The organism is Vibrio antiquarius (genome assembly GCF_000024825.1).
Taxonomy (GTDB): Bacteria; Pseudomonadota; Gammaproteobacteria; order Enterobacterales; family Vibrionaceae; genus Vibrio; species Vibrio diabolicus.
Window position 1 is genome coordinate 1,994,468 of sequence record NC_013456.1, and the last position, 22,250, is coordinate 2,016,717.

The window sequence follows — 22,250 nt, forward strand, 5'->3', positions numbered from 1 at the left end:
TCTATCGGATTGGTGGCGCGTACATAAAGCCGCCTGCATTCCATAGCGCATTAACGCCACGAGAAATTTCTAACGGCGAACCAGTACCGACTGTGCGTTCGAAGCTTTCACCATAGTTACCGACTTGCTTGATAACTTGGTAGCCCCAATCATCACGAATACCCAAACCTTTGCCTTTCGGACCGTCAACACCAAGAATACGTTTGATGTTTGGATCTTTCGATTTCAGCATTTCATCCGCATTTTTCGAACTAATACCATACTCTTCGGCGTTAATCATTGCTGATAATGTCCACTTCGCAATGTTGAACCATTGGTCATCACCTTGACGAACGACGGGACCTAGTGGTTCTTTGGAAATGATTTCCGGAAGAACGGCTGCAGAAGAGGGATCTTTCAGGTTTAGACGCAATGCATAAAGACCAGATTGGTCAGTCGTTAACACATCACAACGTCCTGCATCGAAACCTTTTGACGTTTGGGCTGCCGTATCGAATACGACCGGCTTGTATGACATACCGCTGTTACGGAAGTAGTCAGCAAGGTTCAGCTCAGTTGTTGTACCGGACTGTACGCAAACTGATGCACCATCAAGCTCTTTTGCGCTTGAGATGCCAAGATCTTTCTTCACCATGAAGCCCTGGCCATCGTAGTAGTTTACCCCTACGAAGTTTAGGCCAAGTGCAGTATCACGATGCAGTGTCCAGGTGGTGTTACGAGAAAGCACATCAATCTCACCTGATTGAAGCGCAGTGAAACGTTCTTTCGCGGTTAGGGGTACATATTTAACTTTCGTTTTATCCCCAAGAACGGCTGCAGCCAGTGCTTGGCAATATTCTACGTCGATACCTTCCCATTCACCTTTTGAGTTAGGGTTAGAGAAACCAGGTAGACCGGTACTTACGCCACAAGTAAGAAAACCTTGTTTTGTGACTTTGTCCAGAGTAGTGTCTGCTGCTTGAGCTGATGTTGCCATCATCGCAGTAGAAGCCGCTACGACGGAAGCAAGAACTGTGAGTTTATTTGCCATTTGTATCCTTCCTGTATGATCCATGTTTAATCAGGAGTGACCTGAAATAACGTGTCCAATTCGTTAGAGTTATCGTCCTACGTGATTGATTTTCGAAGAAACGGTATTCGATAGATCAACCAGTTATAAGCGTAGGAAAGGATCTGTTAATTCTCAAATATATAATTTAAATGAAGTTTTGAGAGAACTTACAAAGCGCCTTGAGATTTAGAATGACGAAATGTTAATTGTTTGTAAATAGTGCAAATCATGGACAATTTGGTGCATCAGAACAATCAATAGAAGAGTGAACAATACAAGAGAATAAAAAGTTGTTATTAAAACTGTCATTAGCTGAGCTTGGTGAAGTTCAGTAAAAATTCGAACAAAAATTATTTGTGATACCGAAACAGGGTGATGAGCTTGCCCCATTTTTGGTAGCATGGTCTGCAATAGCTAATTAGAGTAATCATGGATTGAAATGCGATATTTTCCTCTGTTCTTAGATTTAATCAATAAACCCGTTCTTGTCGTGGGCGGCGGTGAAGTGGCAAGCAGAAAGGTGGAAGCGTTGCTAAAGGCAGGGGCGGATGTCACTATCGTTTCTCCAACGTTGGTCGATTTTCTGTCTAAGCTTGCTGCAGAGCATCAAGTGCGCTGGGTGCAACGTTTCTATTCAAGTGACATTGTCACTAAAAGCTTTGTTCAAGTGTGGGCCACGACAGATAATCCTGAGCTAAATCACCAAGTGTATAAAGATGCGAAAGAATTAGGCATCCTAGTGAACGTTGTGGATGATAAGCCTTATTGTGACTTCATTACGCCCTCTATGATCAATCGTGGCCGCATACAAATTGCTATTTCTAGTGGCGGTGCCTCACCAGTTTTAATTCGAAACATCCGTGAAAAGCTTGAATCGATACTGCCACAAAACATGGGGTTGATGGCGGACTTTGCTAACTCAAAGCGTAATTCGATTAAAGAAGCACTACCTAGCGTCGATTTACGTCGTAAGTTTTGGGAGCAATTCTTCTCGAATCCTGAGGTTGAAAACGCGCGAGATAATAGAGAGTTAGAAACGATTTACCAAGCGACCATGGCAACACCTTTGGATGAAAAGGGAAGTTGTACTTGGATACAGGTAGGGAAAGACGTTGAGATGTTGCCAATTAAGGCCGTGCGCTACATGCAACAAGCCGAGCTAGCACTTTACTCAACTCGATGCGAAGCGAACGTGTTAGAGCTAATACGAAGAGATGCAGAGCGAGAAGCTTTCTCCAGCGCAGCTGAACTCTCTGATATGTTGACCAAGGCTAAATCTGAAAAGCTTCGAGTTTGCGTGTTTATCCCTAAAGGGACGAGCGAGTTCTTATTGCTGCAAGGGCAGGACTTGGTGATATAACCACGTTAAAAAGTGGGCACTTGGCTTCTCGATTAAAAGGCCAACAAAACGCCAGCGAACTATGCGCTGGCGTTTTTAAACTAAGTTACTTCTCAGACAGATTAATCACGGAAGTTGTTAAACTGGAATGGTATGCCCATCTCTGCTTCACGAATCGCTGCCATTGTCGCTTGCAGGTCATCACGTTTCTTACCAGTAACACGTACCTTGTCGCCTTGAATAGAGGCTTGTACTTTTAACTTTGCGTCTTTAATAAGTTTCACTACTTTTTTGGCTGTTGGTGTATCGATACCTTGGCGGAAAAGCAGAGTTTGGTGCCAGTTCTTACCAGTTACATCTGGTTCCTGTGCATCCATTGCGTTTGCATCAATATTACGCTTTGCCAAGTGGCCACGTAAAATATCGCGCATTTGCTTAAGTTGGAAGTCACCTTCCGCAGACATTTTTACGTTTTCTTCTACTAGCTCAAAGCTCGCATTAACGTTGCGGAAATCGAAACGAGTAGACAATTCACGGTTAGCATTATCAACGGCGTTACGTAGTTCAACCGTATCGATTTCAGAAACAATATCAAACGATGGCATGAAGATTCCTTGATTATTTTGTTATAGGGACTTTCGGGATTTAACGGCGTTTGCCAGCATATCTAGCATTGTAGCAGTATCTTCCCAGCCTAGGCATGGGTCTGTAATAGATTGACCATACGTTAGGTTGTTGATGTCAGTCATTGGCTGATTGCCTTCAAGAATAAAGCTTTCAGCCATGATACCCGCAATACGAGTACTGCCTGACTTAATTTGGTTACAAATGTCTTGAGCAACGTCGATTTGTTTTCTGTGCTGCTTCTGACAGTTTGCGTGGCTGAAATCCACAACCAAACGTTGTGGCAAGCCAAACTCGGCTAGAGCATCACACGCTTGTTTTACTGACGCTTCATCAAAGTTAGGGCCTTTCTCTCCGCCGCGTAAAATAATATGACCATATGGGTTACCACTTGTACGGTAAACCGTCATGCGGCCATTCTTATCTGGAGAGTAGAAGTAATGCGAGGCTTTCGATGCGCGAATTGCATCAATTGCAATTTTTACGTTGCCATTTGTGCCATTTTTGAAACCAACTGGGCAAGACAGCGCCGATGCCATTTCACGGTGAATTTGCGATTCTGTTGTACGAGCACCGATCGCGCCCCACGTGATCAAATCCGCTATGTATTGACCAGTAATCATATCAAGAAACTCAGTAGCAGTCGCAAGACCAAGCTTGTTGATATCCAGTAGTAGTTTACGTGCTTTATGGAGACCAGCTTCAAGCGCGTAAGAGCCATCTAGGTTAGGGTCGGTAATTAAACCTTTCCAACCAACTACTGTACGAGGCTTTTCAAAGTAAGTACGCATCACGATAAACAGTTCGTCTTTGTACTTGTCTTGGATTTCACTCAGGCGAGTGGCGTAATCAATGGCAGCTTCAGTGTCGTGAACAGAACACGGACCTACAATCGCAAGAAGGCGATCGTCTTCACCCGATAAAATGTTTTCAATCTGACGACGAGATTGAGCGATACGGTCTGCAACGTCATCCGTAATAGGATGTACACTACCTAGCTCTGCTGGGGTAGGCATTGGACCCAAAGGTTGGGTTCTCAATTCATCTGTTTTTATAGGCATGTTATAGCTTTATTCTCTATTGCGAAGGGGTAAAGATAACGGAATTACAGGCAGGAATAAACCGTTTCACGGGAATCTTCGCCAGGAAATACCGAATTGTATACAAAGGTGTAGGTATTCATTTAAATGACTTATGTATAAATGACAAAACTTGATCATTAAATCAATATATATACATTTGAATTTATAACCATTTCATCTATCTCACCGTTAGGCAATCAAGATAACTGCGGCAAACCTCATGTTTATCTGTGTGACAATGTCACTAAAATGGTGGCTAAATAACTCGTGAGATCGAGCTTTTGTTAACATTTCTTTGACATCTATTTCTTTCGTTGATTAACTGGTCTGACTAGATTGGTAAGGAGACCAAAATGTTATCAGCTGTACGTCGTGCAAATTTGTATCTAAATCTATTCGGCTTTTCTAAAGTGCCTCTGATTTGGCTTTGTCACCCTAAGATCATTGCGATAGATAGCGAGCACGTTGAGGTTCGAATCCCTTTGCGAAGAAGAACAAAGAACCATTTGAATAGCATGTATTTCGGCGCTTTAGCTGTTGGGGCGGATGTAGCTGGTGGTTTTCTTGCTATGAGCAAGGCGCAAGAAAAAGGAGAAGCGATCTCTTTAGCATTTAAAGGCGTCAAAGCCGAGTTTTTAAAACGTCCGGAAGCGGATGTACACTTTGTGTGTAACGATGGTCATGTCATTGATGAGATGCTCGATCATACGTTGGCAACGGGTGAACGAGTGAATCGCGATGTAAAAATCGTCGCGTTGTGTCCTAGCTTACATGGTGACGAACCTATGGCTGAATTCTCGTTGACTCTTTCGATAAAAAAAGCAGCCCAACGAAGAAAAGAGGCTGCTTAGTGGTTTGCTGTTTTTAAAGAATATCGCTTTAATTGAGTTCAATCTGCTCAATCGAGACTATTTTGGAGCGGTTTAAGACCACTTTCCAACGGTAATAAACAGGCTCATCGGTGTGGTTGTCCTCTTTGACAATCACATTGAGCAAATGACGTTTCTCTACCGACTCTTTGGTCACTTGCCCTTCATTTAAACGGTAAACTCGGTTTGAGCTTTTATCCATCAAGCGGATGATAGGGCGCAAACTGATGTTCAGTGTTTCTCTTGTTTGCTCATAACCACTTAAGAATAGAGAGGTCGCCATTTCGGTTTTTTCGTGATAATGAAGTATCTGCTCTTCGCGCTGCACGACGCGCTTCTTACGTATTCTTTGAATCTTATCTGGCAAGCTACTTAACGTACGATAATCGAGCCACTCTAATTTTCTGCCGACCACTTTTTTCGTTGTTGGATCAACATACTTCTTACGCCACTTTGGTTTACCTTTACGGATCCATCGCCACATCGCATCGCGCAAATCATCTTTAAAGATTTCTCGCAGAGCATAAATAAATGACATCGCGATAATGAAGGACGCAGAAATTTCCCCAAGGTAATCGCGAGCGAGAATCACGGTTGAGGTCACGACAACCATCACCAAGCCAGTAGCAATACCTTTGATAGCACGCTTGATGTTGTTACCCATTGATATGGTTTCTTCACGAAGCACGATAGGGTGTTCAATCAAGCGTCTTAGCAAGCGCATTTTGTTAGATAGGCGAGTAACGTCTTCAACGACTCTTGGAGAGTTGTACTTGTTGAGTTTTCGATGGGCTTGCTCTTTTTCACAGAGCGTGATCAAGCGTTTCTTAATCGTGCCATAATCGCCTTCACGCGGGAGATGAGCCACTAGAGATAAAAACTTCTGCTCGGTATACCAAGACAGGTAGTTATCGATGTTAACGTAGTACCGTTTTAAGTTCTCTTCATAAGGAATAGAACGTCGCAAGCGCTTTAAGATCTCAAGCGTGAGCTCGATAACTTCGTCAACTTCATCTTCCGTTACGGAGTTGTTCTGATGCTTGTTTAAACTTGCTACCGCTTTGTCTAGCGCGATAACGTATTGGTACGCGAACAAACTCAAACTTACTCGGTATTGTTGATTCGACAGGCGTCCACGTTTGGCAAGTCGACTGTGTACTAGCGGTAGAAGGATTTCAGTACTGTAATAAGAGCGTTGCTGTGTGATTGAAGTGTAATAAAATTCGGATTCACTGATGATATCGGCGTTTAAACCAAGCTCACCAGGTATAAAAAAGTAAATATCTAGGTCGACACTTTTGCTCTTTGCGAGTGCATGACTGATTTTTAATGTTATTGAGTCTTGTTTATCGACGGTGACCAAAGAAAGCTCCTGACTTTGTTAAAGCATTCTTAACTTATGCGTACTGTTGAGCAGGTAAGCATAAAAGTGCTAAAAGAGTGACTGGGGCATATAGCTGAACGACAACAGCATAACAGAGCACTATGCTTTTCTCTCTGATTTTCTTGTTAGTTTAGGTATAATTCCACGTAAATTTAAAAAGAGACAAAATCAATGATTAAAATTGGTCAAATTAACAGCTTAGAAGTCATTAAAAAGGCTGATTTTGGCGTATTTCTGGATGGTGATGATTACGGTTCTGTTCTACTGCCTAATAAGTATGTACCAGAGGGTACTGAAATTGGTGATCATGTAGACGTATTTTTGTACTTCGATTCAGAAAGCCAGCTTGCTGCGACCATTGAAAGACCTATTGCCCAAGTGGGTGAATGGGGCTTAATGAAGATTGAGGGCGTCAACGCGACAGGTGCTTTTGTAAATTGGGGCATCAAAGAAAAGGATCTACTTATTCCTTTTAGTGAGCAACGCACTCGCTTCTCTGCGGGACAAACTATTCTTGTCTATGTTTACACTGACAAAGCGTCAGGCCGCATTGTTGGTACGACTAAGTTCAACAAATGGTTAGACAAAACTCCTGCGAATTATGAAGTTAACGAACAAGTTGATTTGATCATCGCAGAGCGTAGTCAACTTGGTTATAAAGCTATCGTTAACGGTAAGCATTGGGGCATGATTTTCCCATCAGATGTGTTTGGTAAGCTTTACATCGGTAAGAAACTGAAAGGCTTTATTAAGCAAATTCGTGAAGATGGCAAAATCGATCTCGCGCTACAAAAAGTCGGCGTGGCAAAAATGGACGATCTTTCTAGCAAGGTTCTTGATCTGTTAGAGAAGAAAGGCGGCTTTTTACCTTTGAACGATAAGTCTTCTCCTGAAGCGATTTTTGATGCTTTCCGTACAAGTAAAGGTACTTACAAAAAGACCATTGGTGGATTGTACAAGCAGGGCAAGATTGTTATCGAGAAAGACGGTATTCGTCTGGCGTAGCCCAAACTAACGTATAGCGGATCTGCAGCCAAAAAAACGGCCCAAACTTTTCCTTTTTTTGGGCCTAGGGGAAACGGCTCCGCAGAGCCTGCGCTAAACTTTTTCCAACAATAATTTTGTTGGTGAACATAGAGAGAAATGCCATATCAAAGCATTACTTTGATACAACTAGTTTAGTACAGCGTATCCGGATCGCTAGCGAGCCCAGTTGCTTTCATACTTACGAATTAAAAAGCCATCGCAAATACGATGGCTTTTCATTTATTTATGATTCGCTACTTCTTTAAAATAAGTTCTTATCTCGTACTAATTCGCGAGGAAGACCGTTCTTAATTCTGTTGCTTACCCATTTTCCAAGGCCAATGACTGCGCCTTGATAGGTGACAAGCACTTCGCCTTTACCTGTTTTCATTCCATCAGGAATCGTTTGTGGGCGAACATCACGTCCCATGTACCATTCGCGCGCTTCTTCAATGGTTAGCTCGATGGCGTTTGCCTCAGAGCCCGTCGCTAAGGCCGTCGCCACCTGATGCTGCCAACGGTAGCCATTTTTATGGGCTTCCGCGATCTTTATACCCATACGAGAGAAGCGTAATTCGCCGATCATTGGCTCTAAAGAATTAGGGAACAACCAGACATCTTTATCGCGAAGCCATATAGAACTGTCATTCGGAAGTTCAATACCTAACGCACTTTGCAGCTGTTGGGCAATTTCAACCGATTCTTTTTTCGATGCTTTGGTAAACGGGAACTTGCCCATGCGCTTTTTGACCTTTGGTGGTTCAACAGCAGCCAGTTTACGAATTCTTGCAACAAAGAACCCTTCGCAGTCGTAGACCTGTGGAAAGATATGCAAAAAACCTTCTTCAGTTAGAGCAGCATTTGCGTTTTCAAACAAGGTCTCAAGGCTTTCAAACTCAACGGCATCACCAAAGGTTTCTTTCAAGTGATGACAAACTTGTTGGTTTTCTTCGGTACTGAGTGTGCACGTTGAGTAAACCATCACACCACCGGGCTTTAGTGCATGGAAGGCGCTTTCAATAAGATCTTTCTGTGTGTCAGCTATGTCGAGCACGGAAGCTTGCGTCCAGTTTTTCATTGCATCTTCGTCTTTGCGAACGGTGCCTTCGCCGGAGCAGGGCGCGTCGAGCAGAACCGCATCAAATTGTTCTGGTAGCCAACCGCCAAAAACGCGCCCATCGAAGTTACTTAGTGCGGCGTTACGTACACCACAACGTTCCACGTTGGCATGCAGCACTTTTACACGACTTGCGGCGTATTCATTAGCCACGAGAACGCCTTCATTGTTCATTAAAGCCGCGATTTGAGTGGTCTTTGATCCTGGTGCAGCTGCTGTATCTAACACGGCATCGTAAGATTCGTCATTCATAAACAGCGCAGATACTGGCATCATTGAACTGGCTTCTTGAATGTAGAATAAGCCTGACATGTGCTCTGCAGTGTTGCCTAATGGTACAACTGACTCGTCCGCTTCAATCCAAAAACCTGTGTCACACCAAGGCACAGGAGAAAGCTTCCAGCCTTTTGCGTCTGCACGTTCTAGAAACGCTTCAACACTGATCTTCAACGTATTAACACGAATACTTTTGCGCAGTGGCTTTTGGCACGATGCGATAAAGTCTTCCATGTTGAGGTGAGCAGGAAGGATAGTTTGGATTTTTTCCAGAAACGCGTCTGGGATGTAAACATTAGGATGCAATGTGGGATCTCGTTTGCAGAATTTGTGGCAAATAATATACGAAAGCGAAGCAGAAACGAATAGTGACAAGGGCCGAGCAATAATAAAGAGCAGCGATTGCTGCTCTTTTAAGGTAATCAAACTTCAATGGTATGTGAATTGAGCTTTATTCTACGGCTTAGGAATCGCAGTACGCCATTGAGTCCAGCCTTCTTCAGCTTGTGGATATAAAAAGAAAGATTGCCCACTTTTTGCCGCTGGTGGAATAGTCGATTGCTCTGGCGTTGAAAACGCAATTCCTCCGCGAACTAAACTATCAAATGTGCCCGCTTTGATGTTCGCACCAGTAATTCCGATGGAGACATCTACTCCTGAAACATTCCAAAACACACTGTTTTGACGAACGAGGTAAGCATATTCAGGCTGTATCTTGATGGTCGTGACGACGCGATCGGCAAATTCTCCTAGGCTCACGTCGGTTACTTGGCCGACTTCCATCTCGCGGTAAAGAATAGGCGTTCCGACTTGTACTGAGCCTCGTTGTTCACTTTGTAAAGTAAACATCATGCCCTGAACACGTTCTGAACCGTTTTCCAACTGAAAATCAAATTTAGCTTTACCTTTACCTGGCTCAACACTGATGGATTTCGACACCAATGCGCCAAGGTTTTTCACGCCCCCTAAGCCAATCTCTGGCTCAGTTAGCCAAAAATGTGAGCCTTCAACCGCAATGTTTTCTACGTATTCAGGTAGAATTCTTGCGGTAATTTCAACCATATTGCGACGAAAATTCGGTACAACCAGTGTGACTTCACCAACTTTGACGCCTTGATACTCAATCGGCATTCCTTTAGCAATCTCTTGCGAGCCGTCGGTTTCTAAAGCAATGACGCGTCCAAACTTGCGAGCGGTTTTTTGATCTGTATATAACTTCCAGTTGTCTCCAATTTTGTTTTCAACGCCAGGAACAGAGTCAAAAGCGATGCCACCTTCGATTAACGATTTTAAAGGGTGAGCTTTTACACTCACACCGGCTAGCGATGCATCTATCTCTATCCCTGAACGGTTCCAAAAGACGGTTTGCGGTGTTACGAGGTAAGCAAAGCGGTTTTCGATGGTTGTTTTAATTAACACACCGCCATCAACCAATTGGAAATCGGAGACGTTACCAACAGGAAGATTACGATAGAGTAGAGGGCTGCCTTTGGAAATCGGCGGCAATTCAGAAGCAAACAGTGTGAGTGCTCTAGAGCCACTTTGGTTGTACTGTGCTAGTTCTGCCAATGATTCGTTTTGGAACAGTTGATACTCTTTTTGAATATCTTGCTTGCCTTCGCTTACAAAGCTAATGGACCCAGTTAACAACTGTTTTGCCGGAGGAACGGTAACGCTGAGGCCCGATTCCGTTAATTCTGCAGAGGCACTTCCGGTTACATAAAAACGGTTGTTTGATTTGATCAGGTGTTTGTATTCATGATCAATCAATACATCCATAAATACTTCATGTTGCGATTTTTTACCTTCTTCAACTAAGCCTACGTTGATAATTGAACCGACAACGATGCCTTTGTAAAGCACGTTGGCACCGCTATCTAGGCCAAACGAGTTGTCAGACACTAAACGAATAGCGATGGACTTTTCTTGCTGTTGGTTAAAAACGTTTTTACGAATGGCAGTAAAGCGGCGAGAGCGATCACCAGCACCTGGCACAATGGTTAAGAAGTTTCCTCTCACGAGATTGGCAATGTTTTCAACACCAGAGAGGGACACTTTTGCTTCTTCTAAGACGAATCGGGTACCTGTCGTCAGCATGTCACTGAAAGCTGGTTGAATTGCCGCTGACGCTAATATCACTTCTCGCCCTTCGGATAGGCTTAAGTCTGTAACTTGGCCAATCTCGATTCCGCGATACATAATGGGTGCGCCTTCGCCACTGATTTTACTGTCATCAGGGAGGACGATTTTAACAGCGATACCTCGACCTGCGGTTTTCAAATCTTTATACAGACGGAATTCAGTGTTCTCTTCTACAGGCTCACCGTCATCCGGAGAGTCGACGGCGATCGCGCCTCCGAGTAGAGCACTCATACTTTCTAGCCTTACATCGACGCCTTCAAAACCGATGCTGGCACCGATTCCACTTACGTTCCAGAACCGACTGCGGTTGTTAATGATATGTCGGTATTGATCCTGAATGTTGGCTTGAATCGTGATAGATTTTGCGTCTTCATCCAACTGGTAGCTGTAGACTTCACCGATTGGAATTTTCTTATAAACAATTTGAGATCCAATCGACACACCACCTAAATCGCGGCTTTTGAGTTTAATGTTCAAACCTTGTGAAACGCGCAAATCTGTTGGTGCAGAGTCTAACGCATGGAACGTTGTTTCAAACTCTTGACCATCTCCAGGTTGAATCGAAATGTAATTACCCGACACGAGCGCATCGAGCCCAGAAACTCCTGTTAGGCTTGCTGTTGGTTTTACCAGCCAAAAGCGAGTTTTATCGTTCAGCAATTTTGCCGCTTCAGGGTAGATATCGGCATCAACATAAATACTGCCGAGATCTTCAGTGAGGTTAATGTCTCTCACCATACCGACTTCTAGCCCTTGGTAACGGATAGTGGTTCGCCCGGCAACCAAGCCAGCAGCGTCAGAAAAATAGATTTGCACCCGTTGTCCTGCATCGTGTATCGACTTCACCACAAGCCAGCCAGCTAAGACCATGGTCAAAATTGGCAAAAGCCAAAGAGGAGATATGCCTTTGCTCCGCTTTACATCTGGTACGTATGACGTTTGAGAACTGTTCTGATCACTCATTCATTGACTCTTTTTCTGATTGTGTTGGGCCTGTTTGGTCCCAGATTAGCCTTGGATCAATACTTTCCGCTGCAAGCATGGTCAATACCACGACAACACCAAAGGCCACGGCGCCATATCCTGGTGTGAAATCAAGTATCTGACCACGATCGACTAAGGTCATCATGATAGAAATAACAAACAAGTCCATCACAGACCATTTACCGATCCATTTAACAACAAAGTAAACCATCATTCGTTGTCTCTTAAACACCGAACGTTTGAATTGAATGCAAAGCATGATGTAGGCAAGGCCAAGTATTTTTACAACTGGCACAACAATACTGGCCACAAAAATGATCACTGCGATGCCATACATACCGCTTTTTACCAACCCAGCTACGCCTGAGAAAATAGTATCTTCCAAACGTTTGCCATTGGTCAGCAAGATGGAAATAGGAATCAAGTTGGCAGGGAAAATCGCTATCGTTGCCGCAATGAGGTAAGCCCATGTCTTCTGAATGGAGTTGGGCTTGCGATGATATAACTCGTGGTGACAACGCCGACAATGGTCACCTTCAGGTTGAGACAAGTGGCACTCATGGCAATGCACGTCTTTGTGTTCAAAGGAATAAAGACGTTCTGGCTTCCAGGCTTCCCAGTAACGACGCACACTGATTCGAGAAACTAACAAAACGGTAAATATCTGCAAAAGAACCAGACCAATTAACCCTGGGCCTACAAAAATGTCGGAATAATCTTGGAGTTTGAAGCAGGAAATGGCGATGCTAACTAAGAACACATCCAGCATTACCCAATGTTTCAAATGTTGAATTAGCCACAGTGAAACACGAAGCCCTCGAAACCATCGTTGATGCAGCGAGATATGTGCCGTAACCACTGAAACACAAACCGTCAGAGGCGCTAGAGAGCTACAAAATAGAATAAGCAGTGAAAGAAGAACAAAGCCTTCTTCCATCAATGTGATCATCCCTGAAGGTAGGGTTGCCGGAATCATCACACCAAAGAGTCGGATACTAATAAAGTTAAAAAAGTGTGATGGAATAAATAGCAGGATACAGGTTATCGCGACGGCTAAATTACCTGAGAGGCTAGGGCTACCGCCTCGATACAACTGTGTGCCACAACGAGGACAGTGTGCATTTTTTCCATTGGGTAAGTCGACGATATCGACAGGCAATTCGCAACCTTGGCACAAGCGCACATTATTTGGCTGCATGGCGTGCTTAGACAGAGAGGTCATAACGACCTCTCTAACTTGAACGATTTAAGCGTGGGACTGTATGCCCCCATATAAGGTTTGATATAAGCCTTCTTGCTCAACTAACTCACCATGAGTACCTGTTTGCGTCACTTTTCCATCTTCAAGCACGTAGATCAAATCGGCTTGTTTTACGGCTGATAGACGGTGCGCAACGATTAATGTTGTTCTGCCACGTAAGAATTCAGTCAATGCTTTGTGCAATGCCGCTTCAGTAGCGGTATCAAGCGCAGACGTGGCTTCGTCTAAAATAACAAATTGAGGATTACTCAGCACCATTCTTGCGATGGCAAGGCGTTGTCGTTGACCACCTGACAAACGAATGCCGTTACGGCCGACTTGAGTATCCAAACCGTGGTTCAGTTGAGAAATAACATCTTGCAGCTGAGCAACTTCAAGTGCTCGCCAAAGTGACATTTCGTCAAAATTCCCACCGAGCGTTAGATTATGCCTCAAGGTGTCGTTAAATAGTATAGGTTGCTGTAATACCACGGCAATTTTGTCGCGAATTACTTCAAAACCAATATCTTCTGTTAATTCATCATTAAAGCGAATGCTACCGGAGTTTTGACGATAAACCCCAATAAGTAGTTGTATTAAGGTCGACTTACCGCCTCCGCTCGCACCAACTAACGCCACTTTCTTTCCTGCCGGTATATGTAAAGAAAGGTTATCTAGGACTTTGTTTTCATTATTATAAGAGAAGTCTACGTTTTCTACTTTAACATCGACTTCTCTGTCTTCTTTGAAAGGATTTACCTTAGGTACCGGTCTTTGTTCTTCTTCTAATACTAGTAAGTCGTTGATGCGTTTTAACGCAGCTTTCGCGCTGTACCAAGAAAACTGAATGCCGAGCAGCTCTTGAACAGGAGACAACATAAACCATAGGTAACCAAAAACAGCAAAGATTTGACCAATAGTGAGGTCACTAAACATGACCATCAGCATGGCGACGGCTCTGAATAACTCAAAACCGATTAAGAAGAGTAAGAAAGAGACGCGACCTGCCGCCTCTGATTGCCACGCATACTTGTCTGCATCCACACGAACTTGGTTCGCACTGTCTTTGAGTTGCTGGAGAAATTCTCGCTCTTTATTGGCTGCGCGCAGCTGGTAAATTCCATCTAATGTTTCAACTAAACGATTTTGGAAAATTTCAAAAGAATGATTTTCCTTCCGTTTCAGATGTTTAACCATACTTCCTAGTTTACGTGAGAAGTAAATGACAATAGGGTTAACTAGCAGAATAAATAGACCAAGTCGCCAGTCGAGCCAAAGCAGAACGATGGCAGTACCAATGACCGTTAAAAAACTGATAACGAATTTTGCTAACGTAGAACCAATAAATTTATCAATGGTCTCAATGTCAGTGATAAGGTGGGCGTTGATGCCTCCGCTGCCTTTGGTTTCGTATTGGCGGATGCTGATACGACCAAGCTTGTCGATCATTTTACTGCGCATCTCAAACGTGATCGTTTTAGAAACAAGTGTAAATTGTCGGCTTTGAAGGATATTTAACCCCTGACTTGCAGCTCGCATCAGGACGACCAAGAAAAGGGTGAAAAATATATAACCCGTCGGAGTGTGCCACGCTTCAGGGAGAATGGCATTCATAGCAGCTAAGCCTTTTGCTGGTTGGTCCAATAAAACCTCATCAACCATCAACGGCATGAGAAGGGGGATTGGAACACTAATCAAGGTTGCAAGCACCGCTATCAAGTTCGCTATGATCAGCTTGGACTTGTGCTTTTTTACTTGTGTTATCAACCAAGAACGGCTAATAGTGTCATTTTTCAGAAGCATTGTAATTGAGAATAAGTCCTATTATAAAGTAGGGCTGCATTTTAGCGCCATACAGTGAGAATGGAAGCTTTTATAGTAAGTAGGAAGTTAATATGAACATAGAACAATACCATAGACTAACCAAACAAGCCGTTGCTCTAATTGAGTCTGAGCCAGACTTTATTGCTAACCTAGCAAACTTGAGCTCACTGCTTTTCATGGAATTGGACGATCTTAACTGGGCTGGCTTTTACCTAGCAAAAGGTGAAGAGCTCATTCTTGGTCCGTTCCAAGGAAAACCAGCTTGTGTCCGCATTCCTATGGGGCGCGGTGTCTGTGGTACTGCTGCAAAAACTAACACCATACAAAGAGTATACGACGTTCATGAATTTGAGGGACATATAGCGTGCGATGCAGCGAGCAATTCAGAAATTGTGATTCCATTTTCTATTAATGGAAAGGTGGTTGGTGTCCTTGATATTGACAGCCCAAGTATTGGTCGATTCAATGAAACAGACGAAGAAGGTCTCACTCATTTCATGGCTGAAGTAGAAAAGCTGCTTAATTCACACGCGAACGACGCATAAATTAGCCTTCGAGTGTGGTTTTTCCTTGGCATGTCACTATAATACGAGAATATTTTTTCTTAATGCTCGCGGAAATCCGCTCAAATCAGGACCCCTCATGACTGAAAAGTTAAAAAACAGCAAAGAAGTTATTGCATATATTGCTGAATGTTTCCCTAAGTGCTTTACTTTAGAAGGTGAAGCAAAACCTCTGAAAATTGGTATTTTTCAAGATCTTGCGGAACGTCTAAGTGAAGACGAAAAAGTAAGCAAAACACAGCTTCGTGCAGCGTTAAGACAGTACACTTCATCATGGCGTTACCTACATGGTGTAAAACCAGGTGCAGTACGCGTAGACCTAGACGGCAACCCTTGTGGTGAGCTAGAAGAAGAGCACGTTGAACACGCGAAAGCGACACTTGCAGAAAGCAAGGCAAAAGTTCAAGCTCGTCGTAAAGAACAAGCACAAAAAGCTCGTGAAGAGGGTAAGGCGAAAGCGAAACCAGCGGCTAAAAAGCCTCAACAGCCTCGTCGTACTAACAAACCAAAAGTACAAAAACCAACTAAGCCTGTAGAAACGCGCGCTCTAAATGCTGATGAAATCACAGTAGGTAACGCAGTTAACGTGAACATGGGCAAAGGAAACATGGCAGCGACCATTGTTGAAATCAATAAGGATGATGTACGTGTTCAACTTGCTAACGGCCTACAAATGGTTGTGAAAGCGGAGCACTTGCGCGCATAAAGGAGATACTCCTACGCATGAATTGCCGTTCAAAAGTGACACTGATTGCTGCTAGCTTATGGCTAGCAGCATCAGCTCAGGCTCTCGAAGCCAAACTACATAAAGATGACTTGCCGGTTCTCGCTCCTGAAGTTCAGCACGAAACAGCTAGCAAACGAGTCACCTCTCGATTTACCCGCTCTCATTATAAGCATTTCAGCCTCAATGATGATTTCTCCAAAGCGATCTTTGAACGCTATGTAGAATTGCTTGATTATAATAGAAATATTTTTACTCAAGCGGACATCGACTCTTTTAAAGACTGGTCAATTGAGCTTGATGATCAGCTAAAGGCTGGTAACAACCAAATTGCTTTTGATGTTTATAACCTCTCAATGCAAAAGCGTTTCGAGCGCTTTGCTTATGCGTTAACGCTACTCGACGAAGAGATCAAGTTTGATACTGATGACGAGATAGAGTTAGACCGTTCTGAAGCTGCATGGCCAAAAGACGAAGCGGAGCTCAACGAGTTATGGCGTAAGCGCGTGAAATATGACGCGTTAAATCTGAAACTGACTGGCAAAGAATGGCCAGAGATTAAAGAGGTTTTAGAGAAGCGTTATAACAACGCGATGAAGCGGATCACACAGACTAATAACGAAGATGCATTCCAGTTATATATGAATGCCTTCGCCCGACAAGTCGACCCTCATACTAGCTACCTTTCTCCACGTAATGCTGAGCAATTCCAATCGGAAATGAACCTTTCTCTGGAAGGCATTGGTGCCGTTCTGCAAATGACTGACGATTACACAGTAATTCGTTCACTTGTTGTTGGTGGCCCTGCGTCGAAGAGCAAGCAGCTTGGCGAAGGGGATCGAATCATCGGTGTTGGACAAGACGGTGAAGAGATTGTCGACGTGATCGGTTGGCGTCTGGATGATGTAGTTCAATTAATCAAAGGCCCAAAAGGCACAAAGGTTAATCTACAGATCTTGCCAGAAGGTAACGATGCGAAGAGTTACATTGTCACAATTGTTCGTGACAAAGTTCGCCTAGAAGATCGCGCAGTGAAGTCGGAGATCATCGAAAAAGATGGTAAGAAGATTGGTATTTTAGAAGTGCCAAGTTTCTACGTCGGTTTGTCGAAAGATACCGATAAACTGCTTGCTGAGTTAAAAACCAAAAACGTTGACGGCGTAATCGTTGATCTACGTAACAACGGTGGTGGTGCATTAACGGAAGCGACAGCATTAACAGGGTTATTCATTAAAGAAGGTCCTGTTGTTCAAGTTCGTGACAGCTATGGTCGTATTAAGGTGAACGCCGATACTGACGGAAAAGTGAGCTACGATGGTCCACTGACGGTGTTGATTAACCGCTACAGTGCTTCAGCGTCTGAAATTTTTGCAGCAGCAATGCAAGATTATAATCGTGCAATTATTTTAGGTGAAAATTCTTTCGGTAAAGGTACGGTTCAACAGCATCGTTCACTGAATCATATCTACGATCTTTTCGATAAAGAGCTAGGCTACGTTCAGTACACGATTCAGAAGTTCTACCGTATTGACGGTGGAAGTACGCAAAATCGTGGTGTTGCACCCGATATTTCGTACCCAACACCAATTGAAGCTTCTGAAACGGGTGAAAGTGTAGAAGACAATGCACTACCTTGGGATCAGATTGATAAAGCAAAATATCAAACCTTCCCAAGCAACGAAGCACTAGTTGAAAAGCTTACCGCTCTTCATAACAAGCGTATTTCTGATGAGATGGAATTCCGTTTCATCAATGAAGACATAGAGAAGTATCGTAAAGAAAAAGACGATAATATGTTGTCTTTGAACGAGAAAGTTCGTAAGGCTGAATCGGATAAAGCGGAAGCACTTCGTTTGCAACGCATCAATGAGCGTCAAGCTGCTTTAGGTAAGGAAGCATTCAAAACATTGGATGATATACCTAAAGATTATGAAGCGCCTGATGTTTATTTAGATGAGTCTGTCGCGATTATGGTTGATCTACTCAAGCAGAAAAATCAGTCATAATAACTGGCAATTCAAAGTAAAAAGAGTGAGTCTTTCAGGCTCACTCTTTTTTTTATGTCTTTTCATCTTTGTTTGTATTGAGTATCAAGTAAGATATTCGCTTATTTTTTCCCAATAATTTACGTGATCTACATCTAAAATTTCGCGAAAGTGAGGACTACTGCCTAAGCTAAAAGAAAACGATAAGGATGCCGATATGAAATGGTTCTTTATTTTACTTAGCTTTTGCTGCTTTAGTGTGTTTAGCGGAGAAAACACCAGAGAGGATGAATTAAGTCACTTTGACACGCCGTTTCTCATCGGAGACTGGTATTTAATGAACCCAAACCCCGAAGAGTCGGCTGAAAATTTTCGTGCGATAAAACTGTCACTGGGTTCCGACTACAGCTTTTCTATTGATATTCAAAAGAAAGATTATTCTGTCGATCATTGGGAAGGATTGTATAACGCCAATGAAGACACCATCGTTCTTGGCTTAAACACAGATGAGCCTCAAATTTATGCCTATCGCAATAATCACAATACGCTTGATCTTAATGGTGTGACTTTTACTAAAGGGTTGTCTAACTCGCTAGCGGGCATATGGTCTAGCTCTTATGTATCCGGAGATGGCCTTGTGGCAAACAACATCAACCATATGGATCTGATACTTCAACCTGACTTCGTGTTTATGTTTCGGGTATCCAACGAAGAAGGGGATGAGTCAATCAAGCAAGGTGTTTTCTACACAGAAGATGAATATTTAGTCTTGCTCTATGAAAATGGCGAGCACGGGACCACCTATAAGCTCAACAAAAATGAATTAACGATTGAAGATTCAAATGGCGATATGTACGCGGTACTTAATCGGGTAACGCCTTGATAGCTTATCTTGCTACGACAAATTACGCGAGCATACGGTAAATTGTCAATGTTGTTTAAATGTTAATCAAAAAACGGAGCTAGAGCACTAAAAGCTCCGTTTTTTGATGGAAAGACTTGTATTCTGATACCACAACCCCTACAAATAGCTTATATAGTGATACCAGAACTGCATTTTTGATCATGCAGTCTGGTATTTTTGTTGTTCGACATACAAGGATTTATGCTCATGTCCCAAGCTCCCCAGGCCAAATATCGTAAAGATTATCAAGAGCCATCTCACGCGATTACCGATATCGATCTTACGTTTGATCTTTATGACAATGACACCATCGTTACGGCGATATCAAAGGTTGCTCAAAAAGGCGATACAACAACGCTAGAACTCGATGGCGAGGGGCTTGAGCTGCGCGCTGTAAAAGTAAACGGTGAGGATTGGGCTCATCACGAAGTGAAAGAATCATCGCTTGTACTGACCGATCTTCCATCCGAGTTTGAACTTGAAATCGTCACCAAAATTGATCCTGAAGCGAATACAGCACTCGAAGGTTTGTACAAATCAGGCGGCGCATTTTGTACTCAGTGTGAGGCCGAGGGCTTCCGTCGTATTACTTATTACTTAGATCGTCCTGATGTTCTGGCAAAATACACGACAAAAGTGATCGCAGATAAATCCGCTTATCCATATTTGCTGAGCAATGGTAACCGAATTGCAGAAGGCGATGCAGAGAACGGTCGTCATTGGGTTCAATGGCAGGACCCGCATCCAAAGCCAGCTTACTTGTTTGCTCTTGTCGCAGGGGACTTTGACGTACTGCGTGACAAATACATAACGATGTCAGGTCGCAGTGTTGATTTAGAAATCTTTGTTGATAAAGGTAACTTAGATCGTGCAGGCCATGCGATGACATCGCTGATCAACTCGATGAAGTGGGATGAAGAACGCTTTGGCCTTGAATACGATCTGGATATTTACATGATCGTTGCCGTTGATTTCTTCAATATGGGCGCAATGGAAAACAAAGGCCTAAACATCTTTAACTCAAAGTATGTTTTGGCGAATGACCAAACGGCGACGGATCGTGACTACTTAGGTATCGAAGCTGTGATCGGTCATGAGTACTTCCACAACTGGACTGGCAACCGTGTCACTTGTCGTGACTGGTTCCAACTAAGTCTAAAAGAAGGCTTAACCGTATTCCGTGACCAAGAATTCTCTTCTGACTTAGGCTCTCGTGCAGATAACCGCATCGATAACGTACGTATCATCCGTGGCCCTCAGTTTGCAGAAGATGCAAGCCCAATGTCTCACCCGATTCGTCCTGACAAAGTCATTGAGATGAATAACTTCTACACGCTAACAGTGTATGAAAAGGGCAGCGAAGTTATTCGCATGTACCATACACTCCTTGGCGAAGAGGGCTTCCAAAAAGGGATGAAACTTTACTTTGAACGTCACGATGGTACTGCTGCCACATGTGAAGACTTTGTTTCTGCAATGGAAGATGCCACCGGTGTCGATTTAAAACAATTCCGTCTATGGTACAGCCAGTCTGGTACACCGACGCTGCGCGTAAATAGCGAATACAATGCCAATGCAAAAACTTACGCACTAACGGTAGAGCAATTTACGGCGCCAACGCAAGACCAGGCTGAGAAGCAAGCGCTGCACATTCCGTTTGATATCGAGCTGTACGATTCGAAAGGTCACGTTATCCCATTACTGATTAACGGTGAATCTGTTCATAACGTATTAGATATTAAACAAGATAAGCAAACGTTCGTATTCGAGAATGTTGAAGAACAACCAGTGCCATCTTTGTTGCGTGAATTTTCGGCACCAGTAAAACTAGAGTACGACTACAGTGATGATGAATTAGTCTTCTTGATGAAACACGCGACGAATGACTTTGCTCGTTGGGATGCAAGCCAAATGCTATTGGCTAAGTACATTCGTCAGAACGTGAAAAACGTTCAAGCCGGACAAGACGTGTCGCTTTCTGAAGGCGTGATAGATGCGTTCCGTGGTGTGCTATTGGATGAGACGCTTGAGCCAGCTTTCATTGCTCAAGTTTTCTCTTTGCCTTCAATTAATGAGATTACTGGCTGGTACCAGCAAATTGACATCGATGCCGTAGACAAAGTTCTAAACAGCATTACAGTGTCACTTTCCCAAGAGTTAGAAGATGAGCTAAGTGCAACTTATCATACACTGAAGCAAACAGAGTACACGATCGATCATGCTGCGATTGGCAAGCGTGCATTACGTAACCGTTGTCTGCAATACCTAGCACATACGGAAAAAGGTAATGATTTAGTGAAAGCACAATACGCATCTGCAAATAACATGACAGATACGATTGCAGCGATGAGTGCGGCAAATAGTGCTCAGCTTGAGTGTCGTGAAGCTCTTATGGCAGACTATAGCGATAAATGGAAGCACGATGGTTTGGTTATGGACAAGTGGTTTGCACTTCAAGGTAGCAATCCTGCAGAGGATGCACTTGAAAAAGTAAAAGCAACCATGAACCACGAAGCATTTAGTTTGAAGAACCCGAACCGTACGCGCAGTTTGATTGGCTCGTTCTTAAGTGCTAACCCTGTACGTTTCCATGATAAATCCGGTGCAGGTTACCAATTTGCAGGAGAAATCCTTCGCCAACTTAATGATTCGAACCCACAAGTCGCATCTAGAATGATTGATCCTTTGCTTAAGTTCCGTAAATACGATGAAGGTCGCCAAGCTTTGATCAAAGCAGAACTTGAAAAGCTCAAAGCAATGGATAATCTTGCTAAAGACTTATTCGAAAAAGTGACTAAAGCACTAGACGAATAGTAAACAACACAATAGGGTGGTCATTAAGGCCACCTTATTGTTTATGTCACTTAGTTTTTACTTCATGAACTATTACTACTTCAACCTCAACATTTCATATCAAACGTTTTTATCCCATTATTCTGGCGCGGCAAGTGTTGTTCAAGTCGTCACACATAATGGTTTACGTTTGCAGTTACCCGCCGCACGATTTAGACCATTTCTTAGTCAATTAGGCATTAAAGGCCAGTTTAGACTAACAACTGACCAAAATAATAAGTTTCTTAAGTTAGAAACTCTGTGATGTATTGTATTTGCAGAGA

17 protein-coding genes are annotated in these 22,250 nt (G+C 43.2%); 9 read left to right on the forward strand and 8 right to left on the reverse strand.

Annotation, left to right across the window (positions count from 1 at the left end):
- Position 1: 1 nt before the first annotated feature.
- Complete coding sequence (locus VEA_RS09405) at positions 2-1,030, reverse strand: amino acid ABC transporter substrate-binding protein (RefSeq protein ID WP_005396567.1); 1,029 nt, start codon at positions 1,028-1,030, stop codon at positions 2-4.
- Between the two features lie 460 nt (positions 1,031-1,490).
- Here VEA_RS09405 and VEA_RS09410 point away from each other — a divergent pair, with 460 nt between their 5' ends.
- Complete coding sequence (locus VEA_RS09410; RefSeq protein ID WP_006743261.1) at positions 1,491-2,411, forward strand: precorrin-2 dehydrogenase/sirohydrochlorin ferrochelatase family protein; 921 nt, start codon at positions 1,491-1,493, stop codon at positions 2,409-2,411.
- A 101-nt stretch (positions 2,412-2,512) separates the two neighbouring features.
- Here the strand turns inward: VEA_RS09410 and VEA_RS09415 are convergent, their stop codons facing one another.
- Complete coding sequence (locus VEA_RS09415) at positions 2,513-2,995, reverse strand: YajQ family cyclic di-GMP-binding protein (protein ID WP_012841799.1); 483 nt, start codon at positions 2,993-2,995, stop codon at positions 2,513-2,515.
- Positions 2,996-3,016: 21 nt separating this feature from the next.
- Positions 3,017-4,075: a 3-deoxy-7-phosphoheptulonate synthase gene (locus tag VEA_RS09420; protein ID WP_006743262.1), complete on the reverse strand. Its 1,059-nt coding sequence runs from the start codon at positions 4,073-4,075 to the stop codon at positions 3,017-3,019.
- Between the two features lie 374 nt (positions 4,076-4,449).
- Between VEA_RS09420 and VEA_RS09425 the strand changes: the two genes are divergently transcribed.
- Entirely contained in the window at positions 4,450-4,947 is a 498-nt protein-coding gene (locus VEA_RS09425; RefSeq protein ID WP_012841801.1) for a DUF4442 domain-containing protein, read from the forward strand.
- Positions 4,948-4,975: 28 nt separating this feature from the next.
- Here the strand turns inward: VEA_RS09425 and VEA_RS09430 are convergent, their stop codons facing one another.
- Positions 4,976-6,328: a hypothetical protein gene (locus VEA_RS09430; protein WP_006743263.1), complete on the reverse strand. Its 1,353-nt coding sequence runs from the start codon at positions 6,326-6,328 to the stop codon at positions 4,976-4,978.
- A gap of 192 nt (positions 6,329-6,520) precedes the next feature.
- Here VEA_RS09430 and VEA_RS09435 point away from each other — a divergent pair, with 192 nt between their 5' ends.
- Positions 6,521-7,354 (forward strand): CvfB family protein, encoded by an 834-nt coding sequence (locus VEA_RS09435; RefSeq protein ID WP_006743264.1) that lies wholly within the window; start codon positions 6,521-6,523, stop codon positions 7,352-7,354.
- 283 nt (positions 7,355-7,637) lie between these two features.
- Here the strand turns inward: VEA_RS09435 and rsmF are convergent, their stop codons facing one another.
- The 4 genes from rsmF to VEA_RS09455 form a co-directional block, all read right to left on the reverse strand.
- A complete protein-coding gene (rsmF, locus tag VEA_RS09440) occupies positions 7,638-9,074 on the reverse strand; it encodes a 16S rRNA (cytosine(1407)-C(5))-methyltransferase RsmF (RefSeq protein ID WP_012841802.1) in 1,437 nt (478 codons plus the stop codon).
- 150 nt (positions 9,075-9,224) lie between these two features.
- Complete coding sequence (locus tag VEA_RS09445; RefSeq protein WP_041852958.1) at positions 9,225-11,873, reverse strand: PqiB family protein; 2,649 nt, start codon at positions 11,871-11,873, stop codon at positions 9,225-9,227.
- Complete coding sequence (locus VEA_RS09450; protein WP_006743266.1) at positions 11,866-13,116, reverse strand: paraquat-inducible protein A; 1,251 nt, start codon at positions 13,114-13,116, stop codon at positions 11,866-11,868. The genes VEA_RS09445 and VEA_RS09450 overlap by 8 nt, the downstream gene beginning before the upstream one ends.
- A gap of 24 nt (positions 13,117-13,140) precedes the next feature.
- Positions 13,141-14,937: an ABC transporter ATP-binding protein gene (locus VEA_RS09455; RefSeq protein WP_006743267.1), complete on the reverse strand. Its 1,797-nt coding sequence runs from the start codon at positions 14,935-14,937 to the stop codon at positions 13,141-13,143.
- Positions 14,938-15,029: 92 nt separating this feature from the next.
- Here VEA_RS09455 and VEA_RS09460 point away from each other — a divergent pair, with 92 nt between their 5' ends.
- The 6 genes from VEA_RS09460 (at position 15,030) to VEA_RS23415 (ending at position 22,231) form a co-directional block, all read left to right on the forward strand.
- Complete coding sequence (locus VEA_RS09460) at positions 15,030-15,503, forward strand: GAF domain-containing protein (RefSeq protein ID WP_012841805.1); 474 nt, start codon at positions 15,030-15,032, stop codon at positions 15,501-15,503.
- Between the two features lie 97 nt (positions 15,504-15,600).
- On the forward strand, positions 15,601-16,227 hold the full coding sequence (gene proQ, locus VEA_RS09465) for an RNA chaperone ProQ (protein ID WP_005396555.1): 627 nt from the start codon (positions 15,601-15,603) through the stop codon (positions 16,225-16,227).
- A 17-nt stretch (positions 16,228-16,244) separates the two neighbouring features.
- Positions 16,245-18,251 (forward strand): carboxy terminal-processing peptidase, encoded by a 2,007-nt coding sequence (gene prc / locus VEA_RS09470; RefSeq protein WP_005396554.1) that lies wholly within the window; start codon positions 16,245-16,247, stop codon positions 18,249-18,251.
- Between the two features lie 196 nt (positions 18,252-18,447).
- Positions 18,448-19,113: a hypothetical protein gene (locus VEA_RS09475; RefSeq protein WP_005396553.1), complete on the forward strand. Its 666-nt coding sequence runs from the start codon at positions 18,448-18,450 to the stop codon at positions 19,111-19,113.
- A 228-nt stretch (positions 19,114-19,341) separates the two neighbouring features.
- Complete coding sequence (gene pepN, locus VEA_RS09480) at positions 19,342-21,948, forward strand: aminopeptidase N (RefSeq protein ID WP_012841806.1); 2,607 nt, start codon at positions 19,342-19,344, stop codon at positions 21,946-21,948.
- A 64-nt stretch (positions 21,949-22,012) separates the two neighbouring features.
- Positions 22,013-22,231: a DUF2835 domain-containing protein gene (locus VEA_RS23415; protein WP_046876238.1), complete on the forward strand. Its 219-nt coding sequence runs from the start codon at positions 22,013-22,015 to the stop codon at positions 22,229-22,231.
- Positions 22,232-22,250: the final 19 nt, after the last annotated feature.

What these genes read in the sequence shown, in the direction of transcription:
- VEA_RS09420 (WP_006743262.1), bottom strand. Translation starts at nt 4,075, where the DNA reads ATGCCTATAAAAACAGATGAATTGAGAACCCAACCTTTGGGTCCAATG.
- VEA_RS09415 (WP_012841799.1), bottom strand. Translation starts at nt 2,995, where the DNA reads ATGCCATCGTTTGATATTGTTTCTGAAATCGATACGGTTGAACTACGT.
- VEA_RS09445 (WP_041852958.1), bottom strand. Translation starts at nt 11,873, where the DNA reads ATGAGTGATCAGAACAGTTCTCAAACGTCATACGTACCAGATGTAAAG.
- VEA_RS09450 (WP_006743266.1), bottom strand. Translation starts at nt 13,116, where the DNA reads ATGACCTCTCTGTCTAAGCACGCCATGCAGCCAAATAATGTGCGCTTG.
- VEA_RS09410 (WP_006743261.1), top strand. Translation starts at nt 1,491, where the DNA reads ATGCGATATTTTCCTCTGTTCTTAGATTTAATCAATAAACCCGTTCTT.
- proQ (WP_005396555.1), top strand. Translation starts at nt 15,601, where the DNA reads ATGACTGAAAAGTTAAAAAACAGCAAAGAAGTTATTGCATATATTGCT.
- VEA_RS09475 (WP_005396553.1), top strand. Translation starts at nt 18,448, where the DNA reads ATGAAATGGTTCTTTATTTTACTTAGCTTTTGCTGCTTTAGTGTGTTT.
- VEA_RS09405 (WP_005396567.1), bottom strand. Translation starts at nt 1,030, where the DNA reads ATGGCAAATAAACTCACAGTTCTTGCTTCCGTCGTAGCGGCTTCTACT.
- VEA_RS09435 (WP_006743264.1), top strand. Translation starts at nt 6,521, where the DNA reads ATGATTAAAATTGGTCAAATTAACAGCTTAGAAGTCATTAAAAAGGCT.
- pepN (WP_012841806.1), top strand. Translation starts at nt 19,342, where the DNA reads ATGTCCCAAGCTCCCCAGGCCAAATATCGTAAAGATTATCAAGAGCCA.
- VEA_RS09455 (WP_006743267.1), bottom strand. Translation starts at nt 14,937, where the DNA reads ATGCTTCTGAAAAATGACACTATTAGCCGTTCTTGGTTGATAACACAA.
- prc (WP_005396554.1), top strand. Translation starts at nt 16,245, where the DNA reads ATGAATTGCCGTTCAAAAGTGACACTGATTGCTGCTAGCTTATGGCTA.
- VEA_RS09460 (WP_012841805.1), top strand. Translation starts at nt 15,030, where the DNA reads ATGAACATAGAACAATACCATAGACTAACCAAACAAGCCGTTGCTCTA.
- VEA_RS23415 (WP_046876238.1), top strand. Translation starts at nt 22,013, where the DNA reads ATGAACTATTACTACTTCAACCTCAACATTTCATATCAAACGTTTTTA.
- VEA_RS09425 (WP_012841801.1), top strand. Translation starts at nt 4,450, where the DNA reads ATGTTATCAGCTGTACGTCGTGCAAATTTGTATCTAAATCTATTCGGC.